The organism is Streptomyces sp. TLI_105 (assembly GCF_900105415.1).
Classification (GTDB): Bacteria; Actinomycetota; Actinomycetes; order Streptomycetales; family Streptomycetaceae; genus Streptomyces.
Window position 1 is genome coordinate 7,384,448 of record NZ_FNSM01000001.1, and the last position, 16,296, is coordinate 7,400,743.

15 protein-coding genes and 1 pseudogene are annotated in these 16,296 nt (G+C 72.0%); 11 read left to right on the forward strand and 5 right to left on the reverse strand.

The window, feature by feature from the left end; translation table 11 throughout:
• Nucleotides 1–116: 116 nt before the first annotated feature.
• From BLW86_RS33695 to BLW86_RS33725, 7 genes are all read left to right on the forward strand, one after another.
• Nucleotides 117–626, forward strand: a complete 510-nt coding sequence (locus tag BLW86_RS33695; RefSeq protein WP_093877521.1) for a hypothetical protein — start codon at nucleotides 117–119, stop codon at nucleotides 624–626.
• Nucleotides 627–1,063: 437 nt separating this feature from the next.
• Nucleotides 1,064–1,153, forward strand: coding sequence for a K(+)-transporting ATPase subunit F (gene kdpF / locus BLW86_RS33700; protein ID WP_033204243.1), 90 nt, complete (start codon nucleotides 1,064–1,066; stop codon nucleotides 1,151–1,153).
• An 8-nt stretch (nucleotides 1,154–1,161) separates the two neighbouring features.
• Entirely contained in the window at nucleotides 1,162–2,826 is a 1,665-nt protein-coding gene (kdpA, locus tag BLW86_RS33705) for a potassium-transporting ATPase subunit KdpA (RefSeq protein WP_093877522.1), read from the forward strand.
• 29 nt (nucleotides 2,827–2,855) lie between these two features.
• Nucleotides 2,856–4,958 (forward strand): potassium-transporting ATPase subunit KdpB, encoded by a 2,103-nt coding sequence (kdpB, locus tag BLW86_RS33710; RefSeq protein WP_093879014.1) that lies wholly within the window; start codon nucleotides 2,856–2,858, stop codon nucleotides 4,956–4,958.
• A gap of 6 nt (nucleotides 4,959–4,964) precedes the next feature.
• Complete coding sequence (locus tag BLW86_RS33715; protein ID WP_093877523.1) at nucleotides 4,965–5,597, forward strand: potassium-transporting ATPase subunit C; 633 nt, start codon at nucleotides 4,965–4,967, stop codon at nucleotides 5,595–5,597.
• A 360-nt stretch (nucleotides 5,598–5,957) separates the two neighbouring features.
• Complete coding sequence (locus tag BLW86_RS33720) at nucleotides 5,958–7,679, forward strand: PP2C family protein-serine/threonine phosphatase (RefSeq protein WP_093879015.1); 1,722 nt, start codon at nucleotides 5,958–5,960, stop codon at nucleotides 7,677–7,679.
• A gap of 159 nt (nucleotides 7,680–7,838) precedes the next feature.
• Nucleotides 7,839–8,345, forward strand: a complete 507-nt coding sequence (locus tag BLW86_RS33725; protein WP_256341510.1) for an allene oxide cyclase barrel-like domain-containing protein — start codon at nucleotides 7,839–7,841, stop codon at nucleotides 8,343–8,345.
• Between the two features lie 15 nt (nucleotides 8,346–8,360).
• Here BLW86_RS33725 and BLW86_RS33730 read toward each other — a convergent pair whose 3' ends face one another.
• Together BLW86_RS33730 and htpX are read right to left on the reverse strand one after the other, a co-directional pair.
• Nucleotides 8,361–9,041, reverse strand: coding sequence for a PspA-associated protein PspAB (locus BLW86_RS33730; protein ID WP_093879016.1), 681 nt, complete (start codon nucleotides 9,039–9,041; stop codon nucleotides 8,361–8,363).
• A gap of 5 nt (nucleotides 9,042–9,046) precedes the next feature.
• Complete coding sequence (gene htpX, locus BLW86_RS33735; protein WP_093877525.1) at nucleotides 9,047–9,964, reverse strand: zinc metalloprotease HtpX; 918 nt, start codon at nucleotides 9,962–9,964, stop codon at nucleotides 9,047–9,049.
• Between the two features lie 193 nt (nucleotides 9,965–10,157).
• Between htpX and BLW86_RS33740 the strand changes: the two genes are divergently transcribed.
• Entirely contained in the window at nucleotides 10,158–10,715 is a 558-nt protein-coding gene (locus BLW86_RS33740; protein ID WP_093877526.1) for a GNAT family N-acetyltransferase, read from the forward strand.
• Nucleotides 10,716–10,730: 15 nt separating this feature from the next.
• Here the strand turns inward: BLW86_RS33740 and BLW86_RS33745 are convergent, their stop codons facing one another.
• On the reverse strand, nucleotides 10,731–11,558 hold the full coding sequence (locus tag BLW86_RS33745; protein WP_093877527.1) for a dienelactone hydrolase family protein: 828 nt from the start codon (nucleotides 11,556–11,558) through the stop codon (nucleotides 10,731–10,733).
• A 74-nt stretch (nucleotides 11,559–11,632) separates the two neighbouring features.
• On the opposite strand from BLW86_RS33745, the gene BLW86_RS33750 reads away from it, so the two are divergent.
• Entirely contained in the window at nucleotides 11,633–12,613 is a 981-nt protein-coding gene (locus tag BLW86_RS33750) for a GlxA family transcriptional regulator (RefSeq protein ID WP_093879017.1), read from the forward strand.
• Nucleotides 12,614–12,677: 64 nt separating this feature from the next.
• A pseudogene (locus tag BLW86_RS33755) lies at nucleotides 12,678–13,462 on the forward strand (SAM-dependent methyltransferase).
• 9 nt (nucleotides 13,463–13,471) lie between these two features.
• Here the strand turns inward: BLW86_RS33755 and BLW86_RS33760 are convergent.
• A complete protein-coding gene (locus BLW86_RS33760; protein ID WP_093877528.1) occupies nucleotides 13,472–14,044 on the reverse strand; it encodes an antibiotic biosynthesis monooxygenase in 573 nt (190 codons plus the stop codon).
• A gap of 223 nt (nucleotides 14,045–14,267) precedes the next feature.
• On the opposite strand from BLW86_RS33760, the gene BLW86_RS33765 reads away from it, so the two are divergent.
• Nucleotides 14,268–14,753 (forward strand): VOC family protein, encoded by a 486-nt coding sequence (locus BLW86_RS33765; RefSeq protein WP_093877529.1) that lies wholly within the window; start codon nucleotides 14,268–14,270, stop codon nucleotides 14,751–14,753.
• A 22-nt stretch (nucleotides 14,754–14,775) separates the two neighbouring features.
• On the opposite strand, the gene BLW86_RS33770 is transcribed toward BLW86_RS33765, so the two are convergent.
• A complete protein-coding gene (locus BLW86_RS33770; RefSeq protein ID WP_093877530.1) occupies nucleotides 14,776–16,245 on the reverse strand; it encodes a multicopper oxidase family protein in 1,470 nt (489 codons plus the stop codon).
• Between the last annotated feature and the right edge of the window lie 51 nt (nucleotides 16,246–16,296).

The window sequence follows — 16,296 nt, forward strand, 5'->3', positions numbered from 1 at the left end:
CACGATGTCGTCAATCAACTGAAGGCGTATTCCCAGGTAGATGACAGCAAATTGATGCAATGACAGTGAAGCTGAATGCAACGACGCGTTGCAATGAATGATGGCGAAGGCAATGTGTGGGGCATGCCGGGAGGACGGACGGCCCGGCCGGGCGCGAAGAACTCGGCACCGGCGCACGACACGAGCTGACGCCCGTCACCGGACTCGCCGCGCTCGCGGACGCCTCCCGCCTGGAGCGGCTGCACGGCGTCACCCGCCTGACCAGCCTCGGTGCGCCCGCCGACGAGGTCGTCCAGCGGGTACGGCAGGAGCTGGTCGACATACTGGACCTCGAGGCGTGCCGCTTCGTGTACGGAGGGACCACCGGCGGGTCGGCGCGCCTCGAGCCGGACGGGAGCGTGACGGTGCCGGGCTGGATCCGGGACCTCGAACGGCAGGGATGGCCGTACGAGGAGATCGAGCTGCCCGCCGTCGTCCGCGGACGTTCCCGGGGCCGTTACGTGATGACCCCCGCGCCCGGGTCCGTACGGCCGCCCTTGGAGGCGAGGCTGGTCGCCGTCGACCTGGCGGTCCAGGCGGCGGCCGCGCTCGACGACGCCCCGGTCGGCGCGGTCCGGGGACGGTGAACACCGAGCGGGCCGTCTCCTGCTCGACGCGCGGCTCGATCCGTACCCGGGCGCCGTCGGACTCCGGAGGCGGGACGAACCGTGGCTGCACGGCAGGGGCGCCAGAGCCCCGGCCGGGCGAATCCCGGGAGCCTCGGCGTGGTTCCCGGGCGACTTCGCTGGAGGGCCGGCCGGCCCGCGAGGCATTCCGGGGGGAAACGGGGCGAGTCCTCGCCGAGGGGGCGTGAAGCCGTAGGAGAGGCGTCAAGAGCACGTCAGGGAGCGTAAGAGGGGCGTCAACGAGAGCGGTCTCGTGGCCGAAAGGCTGTTTCCTCGTCTGGTCCGAGTATCCGTTCTTCTTCCTTTCGGGAGCTCACGATGGCCGACGTGGCCTTCGTCGTCACCACGATCGCGGTCTTCGCGCTGGTGGCCTTCATCGCCAAGGGGGTGGCCAAGCTGTGAGTGCCGAGAACATCGTCGGCCTGCTGGTCGCTGCCGCCCTGCTGGGCTATCTCGTCCTCGCCCTCGTCAAGCCGGAGAGGTTCTGAGTACGGCCATGAGTCCCGTTTTCGCTGGGGCACTCCAGCTTCTCGCGCTGCTGGTCGCGCTCGGTCTGTCGTACCGGCCGCTGGGTGACCGCATGGCGCGCGTCTACTCCTCGGAGAAGCACTACAAGCCCGAGAAGTGGATCTACAAGGCGATCGGCGCCAACCCGAGCGTCGAGATGCGCTGGCCGGCGTACCTGCGCGGGGTGCTGGCCTTCTCCGCGGTGAGTGTGCTGTTCCTGTATCTGCTGCAGCGGGCCCAGGGCTCGCTGCCGGGTTCGCTGGGCTTCGTGTCGATCGACCCCGATCAGGCGTTCAACACGGCCGCGTCCTTCGTGGCGAACACGAACTGGCAGTCGTACTACGGCGAGCAGGCCATGGGCCATGTCGTGCAGACCGGCGGCCTGGCCGTGCAGAACTTCGTGTCCGCGGCGGTCGGCATGGCGGTCGCGGTCGCTCTGGTGCGCGGCTTCGCCCGGTCCCGTACCGGTGAGCTGGGGAACTTCTGGGCCGATCTGGTGCGCGGAGTCGTACGCGTCCTCCTTCCGATCTCGGTGATCGGCGCTCTCGTCCTGGTGGCGTGCGGCGCGATCCAGAACTTCTCCGGGATCCACGAGGTCGGGCAGTTCGCGGGCGGTGCGCAGCAGTGGAACGGCGGGGCGGTGGCCTCCCAGGAGGTCATCAAGGAGCTGGGCACGAACGGCGGCGGGTACTTCAACGCCAACTCGGCCCACCCCTTCGAGAACCCCAACGGCCTGTCCAACCTGTTCGAGGTCTACCTGATCCTCGTCATTCCCCTCGCGCTGACGCGGACCTTCGGCCGGATGGTCGGATCCCTGAAGCAGGGGTACGCGATCCTCGGCACGATGGCCGCGATCTGGCTCTGCTTCACCGCGCTGATGATGGGGACCGAGTTCGCGGGCAGGGGCCCGGCGTTCGAGCTCGCCGGCGGCGCGATGGAGGGCAAGGAGGCCCGCTTCGGCATCGGCGCCTCCGCGATCTTCTCGGTCGCCACCACGCTGACGTCGACCGGCGCCGTCAACTCCTTCCACTCGTCGAACACCGGGTTCGGAGGCGGCATCGACCTGCTGGGCATGCAGCTCGGCGAGATCGCGCCCGGCGGTGTGGGATCCGGCCTGTACGGCATGCTGATCATGGCGGTCATCGCGGTGTTCATCGCCGGTCTGATGGTCGGCCGCACACCGGAGTACCTGGGCAGGAAGATCGGCATCCGCGAGATCAAGTTCGCGGCCTGCTACCTCCTCGTCACCCCCGCGCTCGTACTGGGCTTCACGGCGGCCTCGTTCGTCCTGGAGACCCCGTCCCACTCGATGACGAACTCCGGCGCGCACGGCTTCTCCGAGATCCTCTACGCCTACACCTCGGGCGCCAACAACAACGGCTCCGCGTTCGCGGGCCTGAACGCCGACACCCAGTGGTTCAACTCGACCATCGGCATCGCGATGCTCCTCGGCCGGTTCCTGCCGATGGTGTTCGTCCTCGCGCTGGCCGGTTCGCTGGCCGAGCAGACGCCCGTACCGGAGACGGCGGGCACCCTGCGGACCGAGAAGCCACTGTTCGCCGGCCTCCTGGTCGGCACGATCATGATCATCACCGGTCTCACCTACTTCCCGGCCCTGGCCCTCGGCCCGCTCGCCGAAGGGCTCGCGGCATGACTCACGACCTGAAGAACCACGAGGACCGCATGTCCGCTACGACTCCGACCACGGCGCCCCACGGGAACCTGTCCGGGGGGCACCACGCTCCCGGGCGGGTCGGCGGCGGCCTGTTCGACCCCGAGCAGCTGATCGCCTCCTTCCCGGAGGCGATCCGGAAGCTCGACCCGCGCGTGATGGTCACGTCGCCGGTCATGTTCGTGGTGCTCGTCGGCTCGGTGGTCACCACCGTGCTCGCGGTCAAGGACCCGGGGGACTGGTTCGGCTGGGCGATCACCGTCTGGCTGTGGCTGACCACGCTCTTCGCCAACCTGGCGGAGGCGGTCGCGGAGGGCCGGGGCAAGGCCCAGGCCGACACCCTGCGCAAGGCCAAGACCGACACCGTCGCCCGCCGTCTGACGAAGACGGGCGAGGAGCGGGTGCCCGGCACCGAGCTGCGCGTCGGCGACCTCGTGGTCTGCGAGGCCGGCGACGTCATCCCGGGCGACGGTGACGTCGTCGAGGGCGTCGCCTCGGTCGACGAGTCCGCGATCACGGGCGAGTCCGCCCCTGTCATCCGCGAGTCAGGTGGCGACCGGTGCGCGGTCACGGGCGGTACGAAGGTGCTGTCCGACCGGGTCGTCCTCAAGATCACGACGAAGCCCGGCGAGACGTTCATCGACCGGATGATCAACCTGGTCGAGGGCGCGGCCCGGCAGAAGACCCCCAACGAGATCGCCCTCAACATCCTGCTGGCGTCCCTCACCATCGTCTTCCTGCTCGCCGTCGTCACCCTGAAGCCCTTCGCGATCTACGCGGGCGCCGACAAGCAGACCTCGACGATCGTCCTCACGGCGCTCCTCGTCTGCCTGATCCCCACCACGATCGGTGCTCTGCTCTCCGCGATCGGCATCGCCGGCATGGACCGGCTCGTGCAGCGCAACGTCCTCGCGATGTCCGGGCGGGCGGTCGAGGCGGCGGGCGACGTGTCGACGCTGCTGCTCGACAAGACGGGCACGATCACCCTCGGCAACCGGCAGGCGTCGGAGTTCGTCCCGGTCGAGGGCGTCACGGCGGCCGAACTGGCCGACGCCGCCCAGCTGTCCTCGCTCGCCGACGAGACGCCCGAGGGCCGCTCGATCGTGGTCCTGGCCAAGGAGAAGTACGGGCTGCGGGCACGCCACCAGGGCGAGCCGGCGCACGCCGCGTGGATCGAGTTCACCGCCCAGACCCGCATGTCGGGCGTGGACGTCGACGGCCGCAAGGTCCGCAAGGGTGCGACCGGTTCGGTCGTGGCATGGGTGAAGGAGCGCGGTGGCGAGGTCGCCAAGGACGCCCAGGACGTCACCGACGCCATTTCCCAGGCCGGCGGCACGCCGCTCCTCGTGGCCGTGGAGGACGACGAGGGCGCGCGCGTCCTGGGCGTCATCCACCTCAAGGACGTCGTCAAGGAGGGCATGCGCGAGCGGTTCGACGAGCTGCGCCGCATGGGCATCAAGACGGTCATGATCACGGGCGACAACCCGCTGACCGCCAAGGCCATCGCCGAGGAGGCGGGTGTCGACGACTTCCTCGCCGAGGCCACTCCCGAGGACAAGATGGCCCTCATCAAGCGGGAACAGGCCGGCGGCAAGCTGGTCGCGATGACCGGCGACGGCACGAACGACGCCCCCGCCCTCGCCCAGGCCGACGTCGGTGTCGCGATGAACACGGGCACGTCGGCCGCGAAGGAGGCCGGCAACATGGTCGACCTCGACTCCGATCCGACCAAACTCATCGAGATCGTCGAGATCGGCAAGCAACTCCTCATCACACGGGGCGCGTTGACGACCTTCTCGATCGCCAACGACGTCGCGAAGTACTTCGCGATCATCCCCGCGATGTTCGCCGTCGCCTACCCGTCGCTCGACAAGCTCAACATCATGGGCCTGGCCTCGCCCGAGTCCGCGATCCTGTCCGCCGTCATCTTCAACGCGCTGATCATCGTCGCCCTCGTCCCGCTCGCCCTCAAGGGCGTGCGCTACCGGCCGTCCAGCGCCGACTCGATGCTCCGCCGCAACCTCGGCCTCTACGGACTCGGAGGCCTGATCGCGCCGTTCATCGGCATCAAGCTCATCGACCTGCTCATCACCCTCATCCCCGGAATCGGCTGACCCACGATGAACGACTCAGCAGCAAACACCGGCCGTGTGCTCTGGGCGGGCCTGCGCGCCCTCCTCGTCCTGACCGTGATCACCGGCGTCCTCTACCCGCTCGCCGTCACCGGCGTCGCCCAGGCGGCCTTCCCCGGCAAGGCGAACGGTTCCGAGATCAAAAACGCGAGCGGCAAGGTCGTCGGCTCGGAACTGATCGGACAGTCGTACGAGGATCTCCGCTGGTTCCAGCCGCGTCCGTCCAACGGCCTCGGCACCAACGGCGTCAACACCCGGTACAAGCTGATCCTCTCCGGTGCCACCAACCGCTCCGGCGACAACGAGGACCTGATCAAGTGGGTCACCGACGCCAAGGCCGCCGTGGTCGAGGACAACTCGGTGAACGGCCACACGGTGAAGCCGTCCGACGTCCCCGCCGACGCGGTCACCTCCTCCGGCTCCGGCCTTGACCCGCACATCTCCCCGGAGTACGCGGAGATCCAGGTCCACCGGGTCGCCGGGCGCAATGGGCTGGCCGTGCCGACGGTCGAGAAGCTGGTCGCCGACCACACCGACGACCGCATCCTCGGCTTCATCGGCGAACCCCGCGTCAACGTCCTCGAACTCAACATCGCACTCAAGGAGTTGACCCAGGGCTGACGATCTCGTCGCAGCAGGAAGGGGGTCGGCGGGCCCGGGCACTCACCGGGCCGCCGACTCCCGGCGAGGCCGCACCGGCGGTCTGCCCGTCAGCCCCCGTGCAACAGCCGGTCCACCTCGGCTCCCGCCTCCGCGAGCACCCCGTGACCGCCCGCGTCAGCTCGCGGCCGGGACACTGTCCCCCGTACCCACAGAGGCCGCCGCCACGGTGCGTCGGGGGCCGCCGTCGCGCTGCCGGCCGCCGCCCGGTTCCGTGCATGCTCCCGGGACGAGCGGGCAATGGCCGGGAGAACGAGTCGGTGGTGGCAGGGCCGGGACCGCCGGCCCGGCGGCGTGCCCACCGGCCCCCGGGAGGCGATCATGGGTTTTCCGCTGCCGGACACCGTCGAAGAGCTCAAGGACCTCATCGGAGGCGAGGTCTCCGCCCTGCGCTCCGCCGTCCGCCGCAACGCGGACCGGCCTGCCGCCCCCACCCCGGGGGACGAGGTCACCGCCCCCGTCCAGACGCTCGCCCCCGGCCCCGTCCTGCCGACGCGCAACGACACGGGGACGGCTTGTCTCTGCAGCACCCACGACCGCGGCGCCAGCGGCACCTGCTCCGTCCTCGGCGCGATCCCCGCCTCCGCCGTCCTCCTGGAGCCGGTCCTCGACGAGACCGGGGCGGTACGGGACTTCCGCATCGTCGCCGGCAACCGCATCCGCTCCGCCGAATGGCTGGAGGCCCCCGACCGCCAGGTCGGACAGCGCTTCCTGGAAGCCCGGCCCGGAGCGGCCACGAGCGGTCTCCTCGCGGCCCTCACCGACGTCGTCGCCGGCGGCGGGCCGCTGGAAGGCCGGGTCGTCGACTACACCGAGCAGCGCCTGGGCCGGCTCCACCGCGCCCCGCTCCTCTACTCGGCGGCGCTCTGCGGCGAACAGGTCCTCGCGACCTGGCGGCCCGTGCAGAGCCAGACCGAACTCCTGACGATCGACGCCCAGTACCTCGCCTCCCTCGGCTGGGGCAACTGGGACCTGCTGTCGGGGAAGGTGACCTGGTCGGAGGGGCTGAGCCGGATCTTCCACGCCGATGTCCGGATGCCCTGGCCGCTGGAGCAGCTCTGCGACGCGCTGCTCCCCGACGACCTCACCGCGTTCGCCGAGTTCCTCACCTCCGTCCTGGCCGGGGAGGAACCCGCCTGGACCCGGATCCGCTTCCTGGTCCTCGGGGAGGTGCGGACGCTCGATCTGCTCGGACGGCCGGTCGTCGGCACCGACGGGCGGCCGTGGGCGGTGAACCTCGTGGCCCGTGACCTCACCCCGCAGATCCGCAGCCGCCGCAGGCTTGCCGAGACGGAACGCGAGTCCGACCGGCTCCGGCGCCAGACACGGGCGGAGCGGCGGGTGGCCGACGCGCTGCGCGAGGCACTGCTGCCGACCCACTCCGAGGCGCTGGCGGCGGTCGGTCTGACCGTGGCGGCCTCGTACGGACCGGCCGAACCGGACGCGGCCGTCGGAGGCGACTGGTACAAGTGCCGCCTCCTGCCGGACGGCCGGGTCCTGGTCGCCATCGGCGACGCCGCAGGCCACGGCCTGGAGGCGGTGGCCCGCATGTCCCAGCAGCGCCACGCCCTGGCCGGTCTCGCCCAGACCGGAGCGTCCGCCGGCGAGATCATGACCTGGCTCAACGAACTGGTCTGCAGCGACCCCTCGGAACAGACCGCCACCGTCGTCGCCGGTCACATCGACGACGCCCGCGATTTCCACTGGGCCGACGCCGGCCACCCCGCGCCCCTCCTCCTCCGTGACGGAGACGCCCAGCCCCTCCACACGAGCAAACGCGGCCCCCTGCTCGGAGCGCTGCCCGGCTACGCGTACGAGACCACCACGACCCCCCTGCGCCCGGGCGACCTCCTGCTCCTCTACACCGACGGCATGGTCGAACGCAGGGGAGAGGACGTCACCAAGGGCATCGACCGTCTCGCCGCCCTCGTCGCCGACTCGCCGGGCGCGGCACCCCAAAACCTGATCGACGCCATCCTCGCCGACCCCGACCAGGCCGGCCACGAGGACGACGCCTGCATGCTCGCCGTCCGCCTCGACTGACCGCCTGCACGGAACCCGCGGGCAGCGGGCCGTCCCGGGTTGGTCCGACCGGTCGGATCTTCCGGTGGGTCGCGCCGGGACGCTCCGGGCGGGGGCGGAACCCGAGGTTATGAATGCGGCACCGCACCATCCACGAGCATCGACCTCAGGAGCCGCATGATGCGCCCCGTCAGAGCCGCCTGTCTCGGCACGGCCACCGCGCTGGTCACCCTTCTCGCCTGCGCCCCCGTCGCGGGCGCCGCGCCGGCCATCGGATCCGCCCACGGCAAGGACAAAGCCCGGACCATCGTCCTCACCGGCTACCTCCGGGAGCAGTCGCGCTTCCCCGTCACGTCCCCCACCTCCCCCGCCCAGGGCGATCGGACCGTCTTCCGCTCGGACCTCTACGACCGGGCCGGCCACAAGGTCGGTGAGACCGGCGGCACCTGCACCACCACCCGGGTCATCGACGGCGGAGCGGAGGAGTGCGTCGTGACCTACACCCTCCCGGGCGGCCAGCTCTCCGTGCAGGGGATGGTCTTCGGCATCCTCAACCCGGGCCCTCCCCCCTCGTTCGACAACGCGATCACCGGCGGCACCGGGCGATTCGACCGGGCTCGTGGCTCGGTCCACGCCGAAACGATCGGCAGGGGCGTCAGGCGCTTCACGATCGACCTCCAGCACTGACCGGTCCCGCCCCCGTCAGGCCCCGCCGAGCCCCGGCGCCCCCCAGACCGGGAACCACCGCTCCATGTCGGGCTCCATCGGGAGGTCGCCCGCGAGCAGCCCTCTGACCTGCAGCTCAAGGGCGTTGTCGCGGGTCTCGGCACGTTCCGCGCGCGGCGCGAAGGGATAGAAGGTGCCGCGCTTGTAGAGGTACACGAGCGCGAGGTCGCGGGTCCGGTACGGGCCGGGCGCCGGGGCCTGGACCTCCGTCCTTCCGTCCTCCGTCCCCGGAGGACGGAAGGCGGTCAGCGAGCAGAGCAGGTTCGGTCCGAAGCCGGCCTCCTCCAGGAGCGCGTTGATCGCGTGCAGGTCGTTGACCAGCGTGATCAGGTCCTCGGCGGGACGCCGGACGGTGAGCCAGGTGTAGCCGTACGTGTCCGAGGTGTACGTCACGGGGTACGCGCCCGCTCCGGCGCCCTCCGCCCCGCCCCGATCGGCCGCGGCCGCCACCTGGATGTCGAGGAGGTCCCGTACGTCCTCCTTCAGACGCGCGAACGCGCCGCCCTCCACCGCCGCGAAGCACACCGATCCGGCGCCGGCCGGCACGAAGCCCGTGCCCGCCTGGAGGGTGAGCGCGGCGGCCGGCAGCCCGAAGAGACGGTCCAGGTCCGGCCGCACCGGCCGGTCGCGCCCGAGGATGCTGTCGAGGAATCCCACCGCCGTCACGCCTCACCGAGCCGCGCCGAGATCCGCGCGAGCTGTTCGAGCCGCTGCTCCAGGCTGGGGTGGGTGGAGAGCAGCCGGCTCAGGCTCTCCCGGGAGGAGAAGGCGGGCGCGAACCAGAAGGCGTTGTAGGGCTCCGCCTTGCGCAGGTCCTCCGTCGGGATCCGGGCCATCTCGCCGCTCACCTTGGTCAGCGCGGAGGCCAGCGCCGAAGGGCGGCCGGTGAGGAGCGCGGCGGCACGGTCGGCGGCCAGTTCCCGGTAGCGGGACAGCACCCGGGTCAGCAGGAAGCTGACGACGTAGACGGCGGCGCTGACCACGGGGACGAGGATCAGGGCGATGCCCGCGGTGCTGTCCCGGCTGCGGCCGAGACCGCTGTAGAGCGCGACCCGTGTCATCATCCCGGCGAGGACGCCGAGGAAGGACGCGACGGTCATGACCGCGACGTCCCGGTGCGCCACGTGCGACATCTCGTGCGCGAGGACCCCCTCCAGCTCCTCCGGCTCCAGGCGCCGCAGCAGGCCGGTCGTGACGCAGACGAGCGCGGTCCTCTCACCGCGACCGGTGGCGAACGCGTTCGGCACGTCGCTCTCGGCGATCGCCACCTTCGGCTTCGGCATGTCGGCCAGCGCGCAGATCCGGTCCACGGTGCCGTGCAGTTCGGGGGCCTGCTCGCGGGTCACCTCGCGGGCCCCCATCCCCAGCGCGGCGATCCGGTCGCTGAACCAGAACTGCCCGACGAACAGCGCGCCCGTGATCAGCAGGATGACGGGCCAGGACCCGCGCAGCAGCACCAGCAGGACGCCGACGAAGACCACGTACAACAGGCCGATCAGGAACATCGTCGTCGCCATGCGGGTCGCGAGCCCCCGGTCGGGGGCATAGCGCGAGCGGGACGAGGACCGGGTTCTGGGCATCCGCGCACCCTCTTCCACCAGCGGGCGGAACCGGCCGGACCCGGGCCGGGGCAGGCCTTCCGCCCCCTCCTGACAGTGTGCTCCCGCGCACGCCGGAACGGGGCGGGGCGGGCACCGCCGGGTACGATCCCGGGGTTCCGGCGGCCGCGCGTGCGCCGCGGACGCACGCGCGTGACCGTGCGAGGGGGACCACATGACGCGGCAAGGGGCCATCGCGATCGAGCCCATGGACGGATCGGCCGCGGTGCGGGCCGAGGACGCGTTCAGACTGATCTACGCCGAAGCCTTCGCCGGGCCTCCCCACCACGAGACCGAGGACGGCGTCGCCGCCGCCTTCCGCCGCTTCCCCGCACAGGCGGGCGAGCGCGCCTTCCGCGCCGCCCTGGCCCGTGCCGAGGACGGCGAGCCGGTCGGCATGGCGTACGGCAGGCCGCTCCCGCCCGACGCGGTGTGGTGGGACGAACTCACCGCGCCCGTGCCCGACGACATGCGGCGCGAGGACGGGCGCCGGACCTTCGGGCTCATGGAACTCGGGGTGCGCGGGCCGTGGCGCGGCCAGGGCGTCGCGCGTGGCCTGCACACGGCGCTGCTCGACGGGATCGGTGCCGAGCGGGTGCTGTTGAACGTCCACCCGGCGAACCGGGCGGCGACGGCCGCCTACCGGGCGTGGGGCTACCGCAAGGTCGGCGAGGCGCGGGCGGGAGGCACGGCAGCGGACCTCCACGACGTGATGCTGCTCGATCTGCGCTGAAGGCCGGCCCGTCCCTCATCGGCGAGCCACGGCCTCGGGGTGCAGACGGTCGCTCAGGAAGGCCAGGATCTCGTCCCGGGCCCGGACGGTGGGGTGTCCGGCCTCGTCGACGAGATGGGCGGTGACGACGCTGTGCGGCGTGCCGACCTGCTCGGCGAAGAACGGCGGGGGAGCGGGGTTCGCCGCGCCGTCCGGAAGGACACGGCCGTCGAAGGCGTCCCCGAGCAGCGCGCGGTACGCGGCGAAGCGGCGGCCCGTGCACCAGCGGTCGCCCTCGAAGCGGTAGGAGAGGACGGTCAGACCGTCGCGGGCCACCCGCTCCTGGATCGCGCGCGCGTCCGCCTCGTCGAGTTCGAGCCCGCCGGGGTCGTCGAGGGGCAGGGAGGGGTGGTTGACCACGGGCGCGATCACGGCCGGCTCCAGGGCCATGGTGAGGGCGAAGTTGCCGGTGAAGCAGAGGCCGATCGCGCCGACGCCCGGGCCGCCGCACTCGGCGTGCGCCCGGCGCGCCAGACCGCGCAGCCACGCCGTGACCGGGCTCGTGCCGCCTCCGGCGAACGCCCGGAACTCCGCGCTGACGCACGCCCGCCGGACCACCTCCCGGCCCCCTTCGAGCGTGGGGAAGGCGCCGTCGGTCCCGAAGAGGGAGGGCACGTGGACGGTGAAGCCGGCGTCCCGCACCCAGCGGGCGAGGCGCAGCACGTCGGGGCTGATGCCGGGCATCTCGGGCAGGACGACGACGGCGGGCCCGGCACCGGCCGTGTGGACCGTCTTCACCACGCCGTCCACGTCGACGAGGCGGTGGTCGAAGTCGTCGATCGGATCGTCGGCAGGAGGATTCATGGGCACAGCGTGGCCCGCCGGCCGGGCACCGGGTGAGGGGCGAGATCGCCAAGTCCACCGGTAATCTCGCCACCATGAGCGCGCTGCGTGTCGGTGTCCTGGCCTATCCGGGCTGCTTCGCGTCCGAAGTCTTCGGCGTGCCCGACCTGTTGACGTTGGCCGGGCACGTCGCGGGGCCCGGCGGACCCGGCTACCGGGTGTCGATCGTCTCGCCGCGCCGCAGGGTCACCGCCTCCGGCGGCGCGCGGCTCGACGTCGGCCCGCTGCGCGAGGTCGACGTCCTCGTCGTACCGGGCTTCGAGCTGCTCCTCGGCGCGGACCTCGACGAGTGGCTCGGCGCCCTCGCACCCGAGATCGCGGCGATCCGCGCGCACTTCGCCGCCGGCACCGCCGTCGTCTCCCTCTGCGTCGGCGCGTTCCTGCTGGCCGACGCCGGGCTGCTCGACGGGCGCCGTGCCACGACCTCCTGGCTCCACGCGGACGCCCTGGCCCGTCGCCGCCCGGCCGCCGACGTCCGGCCCGAGGAGCTCGTCGTCACCGACACGGGAGTGACGACCACGGCCGCCTTCAGCGCCATGTACGACTTCGCGCTGGACCTGATCCGCCGGCACGGCGGGCCCCGCGTGGCCCGCACCACCGCCCGCCTCGCCCTCGTCGACGACGCGCGCACCTCGCAGACCCCGTACGTGGACGCCGGGCTCCTTCCGCAGCCCGGCCACGGGTTCTCCGAGCGGGTCATGCGCCACCTCGACCAGCACCTCGCCGCCCGCTACGACCTCGCGGCCCTCGCCGCCGCCTTCGGCGTCAGCACCCGGACCCTGCTGCGCCGCTTCGCCGCCGAGACCGGCCGCACCCCCCTCGCCCACCTCCAGTCCTCCCGCGTCCGCCGCGCCCGCCACCTCCTGGAGACCACCGACCGCACCGTCGCCGCCATAGCCGCCTCCGTCGGCTACCGCGACCCCGGCACCTTCACCACCCTCTTCACCCGCCACACGGGCCATCCGCCGAGCGCCCACCGCGCGGCCTTCCGCTCCCGCCGGAAAGCGGCGACGTGAACAACAGCGGTCAAAGGGGCAGCGGGGAAAGGGAGTTGCCGGAGCGCTGCGATACGTTGACGGCGTGACCGACATCGAATCGCGCATCGACACCTCCCGGCCGCACACCGCCCGGATATGGAACTACTGGACCGGCGGCAAGGACAACTACCCGGTCGACCGGGAGGCCGGCGACCGGATCCGCGAGCTGCACCCCGGCATCGGGGAGTACGCGAAGGCGGACCGGCTGTTCCTGGGGCGGGCGGTGCGGCACCTGGCCGAGCAGGAGGGCATCCGGCAGTTCCTGGACATCGGCACGGGGCTGCCGAGCGCCGACAACACGCACGAGGTCGCCCAGCGCGTCGCCCCCGACGCACGGGTCGTGTACGTCGACAACGATCCGCTCGTGCTCGCGCACGCCCGCGCCCTGCTGGTCGGCACGCCCGAGGGCCGCACCGACTACCTGGACGCCGACCTGCGGGACGTCGACACGATCCTGGCCGCCGCGGCGAAGACCCTCGACCTCTCGCAGCCGGTCGCGCTGATGCTGCTCGGGGTCGTCATCTTCGTCGAGGACGACGAGGAGTCGTACGGAGTCGTCCGCCGGCTCTTGGACGCGCTCGCCCCGGCAGCCACCTCGTCCTGTCCCACACGGTCACCCACCCCGACATGCCGGACGTCGACGCGGCGGTGGCGTTCTGGAACGAGCACGGCACCCCGAAGCTCACCCAGCGCACCCCCGAGGCGATCGCCCGCTACTTCGACGGTCTGGAGCTGCTGGAGCCCGGAGTGGTGTCCTGCTCCGCCTGGCGGCCGGAGACGCCGACGCCGGACGTCGCGATGTACGCGGGCGTCGGCCGCAAGGAGTAAGAGGCGGGCCTACGGGGTCAGCCAGCCGCGCAGGAGTCTGCTCACGGTGGGCATCGCCACGTACGTCATCAGCACGTTGAAGACGCAGGCGACGACCGCGCTGCTCAGCAGGAGGGGGAGCGCGGTGAGGCGGGGGACGAGGAAGAGGCTGCCGAACACGGAGATCGGATAGATCGCCAGGGTCGCGCTGATCGCCATCTTCCACCGGGGCGGCGCGGGCCGGGTCGATCCCGGCTTGGCGAACCAGGTCTCCATGCCGGTGAGCTCGCGCCGGGCGATCTCGGTGTGGTGGTGACCCTCGCAGTCGGCGAACCAGGCGGCCCGCTCGGGGGATTCCTGCCAGGCCCGGCAGGCCTCCGCGTCCCGGAAGCGGTGGACGAGGAACCAGGGGGCGTCGCCGCCGGAGGAGCGGAAGAGTCCGTATCCGAGGTGGCCGGGGAAGGTGGCCGCCGTGTCGAGGATGCCCTTCGCCCACAGCTCGAAGGCGGCTTCGTGACCGGGCTCCACCCGGCGGGCTATCAGCAGGGTCACCTCGCCGGTGTCGGCGGGGACGGTGGTGTGTTCGAGGTCGGCCACGGTCACGGATACTCCTCATGATCACGCCGCGCCCGTGCCCACTCTACGCCGGGCCGCCGGGCCGCCGGGCCGCCGAGCCGGCGGGAGCGGTGCGGAGGGGCGGTCGCTCCTTCAGAGCATTCGGCGCCGGGCCGCCGCGCGGCGCCGGAGCGGGTCGACGGGTTCGGGATATCAGTGGTCGCAGGCGGCGGTCGGCGGTGATCGCCCTGTCCGGAAAGGCGGGATCTCCGTGACCGTCAAGGCCATCCCCGAGGGATATCCGCGTGTCACGCCGTACCTCTGTGTCGACGGGGCCGCGGCGGCGATCGACTTCTACGTCTCCGTGCTCGGAGCGACCGAGCGGATGAGGATGCCGGCGCCCGACGGCACGATCGGCCATGCCGAGCTGGAGCTCGGCAACGCGCTCATCATGCTCGCGGACGAGTTCCCGAGCATGGGCTTCCGCTCGCCGACGACGGTGGGCGGCACGCCCGTCACCCTGCACGTGTACGTCGAGGACGTCGACGCGGTCTTCGCCGAGGCCCTCGCCCGGGGCGCCACGGAGCTGTCACCGGTGAAGAACGAGTTCTACGGCGACCGCACCGGACAGTTCGAGGACCCCTTCGGACACCGCTGGAACATCTCCACGCACGTCGAGGACGTCTCTCCGGAGGAGATGGAGAAGCGGGCCGGGGAGGCCATGCGGGCCATGGAGTTCCCCCGGGACGGCGGCTGAGACGCCCGCCCCGCGTGTCGCCTCACCGGATCCGGAAGGTGGCCATCATGCCCATGGCCGAGTGGTCGAGCATGTGGCAGTGGTACACGTAGTCGCCGCGGAAGCCGTCGAACGTCATGTGCAGTTTCACCGTCTCGCCCGGCATGACCCGCACCGTGTCCTTCAGACCCGCCTCGGTCGGACCCGCGGGCCGTCCGCCGCGTTCGAGGACCCGGAACTGGACCAGGTGCACATGGAAGTTGTGCGGGGCGCGCTTGTTGGCGTTGGTGACGTTCCAGATCTCGGAGGACCCGAAGGCCACGGTGGTGTCGACGCGATCGGGGTCGAACATCCGCCCGTTGACGAACCCCCGGGGGTCGGCGCGCCCGTCCTCGTCCATGCTGAGCTCGATGTGGCGGGTGACGGCGGCCTTGGGCAGCGCGGCGGCGGGCGGCAGCCTCCGCAGGACCCGGGGGACGCGGCTGGGGTCGTCGGCGGTGCGCACGACGTCGAAGCGGAGCACCTTGCCGACCTGCTCGGGCCGGCCCGGTCCGGTGTTGGCGAGCACCAGCCGGGTGCCCACGGGGTGGCGGGAGAAGTCGATGACCACGTCGGCGCGTTCCCCGGGCGAGAGCGTGAGGACGGGCACGGCGACGGGGCGTTCGAGCAGGCCGCCGTCCGAGCCGATCTGGGTGAGCGGAGTGCCGTCGGACAGGCTCAGCGAGAAGAGCCGCAGGTTGGAGCCGTTGAGCAGCCGGAAGCGGTACTTGCGGGCAGCGACCTGGAAGTACGGGGTGGGGCGGCCGTTGGCGAGGACGGTGGTGCGGTTCCGGTCGCCCATCGTGTACGCCAGCTGCCCGTGCTCGTCGAAGCGGGCGTCGCGGATCGTGATGGGCACGTCGTACCGGCCCTTGGGCAGCGGCAGGCTCTGTTCGAGGTCGTCCGTGAGCAGATAGCCGCCGGACAGGCCGCGGTAGACGTGCTCGGCCTCCATGTGGTGGGCGTGGTCGTGGAACCAGAGCGAGGCGTGGGGCTGCCGGTTGGTGTACACGTACGTCCGCGCGGTGCCGGGGGCGAAGACGTCCATCGGGTTGCCGTCGGAGGGGGGCGGGACGTTCCCACCGTGCAGGTGGACGGAGACGGGCATGTGGAGGCCGTTGTGGTGGCGGACGAGGACGCGCCGCCCGGAGCGGGCGTGGATGACGGGGCCGGGGAAGTGCCCGTCGTAGGTCAGGACATCGGTGGCGACGCCGGGGAGGATCTCGGCGGTGGTCTTGCGGATGGTCAGCTCGTAGAGGTCCACGCCTCCCGTCGAGGAGAGGGGACGCAGCACGGGCGGGACCGGCATGGCCGTGGTGAAGGCGGGCGGCGCGGGGGCGGGCGCACGGCGCGGGCCGGCAGGCGGCAGGGCCTCCGCCGCGTACGCCTCGCCCCCGGCGGGAGTGCCGGGGGCGAGGAGCGGCAGGCCTGCGGCGGCGAGAGCCCCGCCGAGCACGCTGCGACGGGTGATCATCGGCTTCCTCCCGGGAGCTGGGCGGCACGTGACGCCGGACGAGTGGCTTCC

Coding starts and splice junctions, on each gene's coding strand:
- BLW86_RS33770 (WP_093877530.1), bottom strand. CDS start 16,245: ATGATCACCCGTCGCAGCGTGCTCGGCGGGGCTCTCGCCGCCGCAGGC.
- BLW86_RS33725 (WP_256341510.1), top strand. CDS start 7,839: ATGCGCCCCGTCAGAGCCGCCTGTCTCGGCACGGCCACCGCGCTGGTC.
- kdpB (WP_093879014.1), top strand. CDS start 2,856: ATGTCCGCTACGACTCCGACCACGGCGCCCCACGGGAACCTGTCCGGG.
- htpX (WP_093877525.1), bottom strand. CDS start 9,964: ATGCCCAGAACCCGGTCCTCGTCCCGCTCGCGCTATGCCCCCGACCGG.
- BLW86_RS33720 (WP_093879015.1), top strand. CDS start 5,958: ATGGGTTTTCCGCTGCCGGACACCGTCGAAGAGCTCAAGGACCTCATC.
- BLW86_RS33750 (WP_093879017.1), top strand. CDS start 11,633: ATGAGCGCGCTGCGTGTCGGTGTCCTGGCCTATCCGGGCTGCTTCGCG.
- kdpA (WP_093877522.1), top strand. CDS start 1,162: ATGAGTCCCGTTTTCGCTGGGGCACTCCAGCTTCTCGCGCTGCTGGTC.
- BLW86_RS33715 (WP_093877523.1), top strand. CDS start 4,965: ATGAACGACTCAGCAGCAAACACCGGCCGTGTGCTCTGGGCGGGCCTG.
- BLW86_RS33745 (WP_093877527.1), bottom strand. CDS start 11,558: ATGAATCCTCCTGCCGACGATCCGATCGACGACTTCGACCACCGCCTC.
- BLW86_RS33740 (WP_093877526.1), top strand. CDS start 10,158: ATGACGCGGCAAGGGGCCATCGCGATCGAGCCCATGGACGGATCGGCC.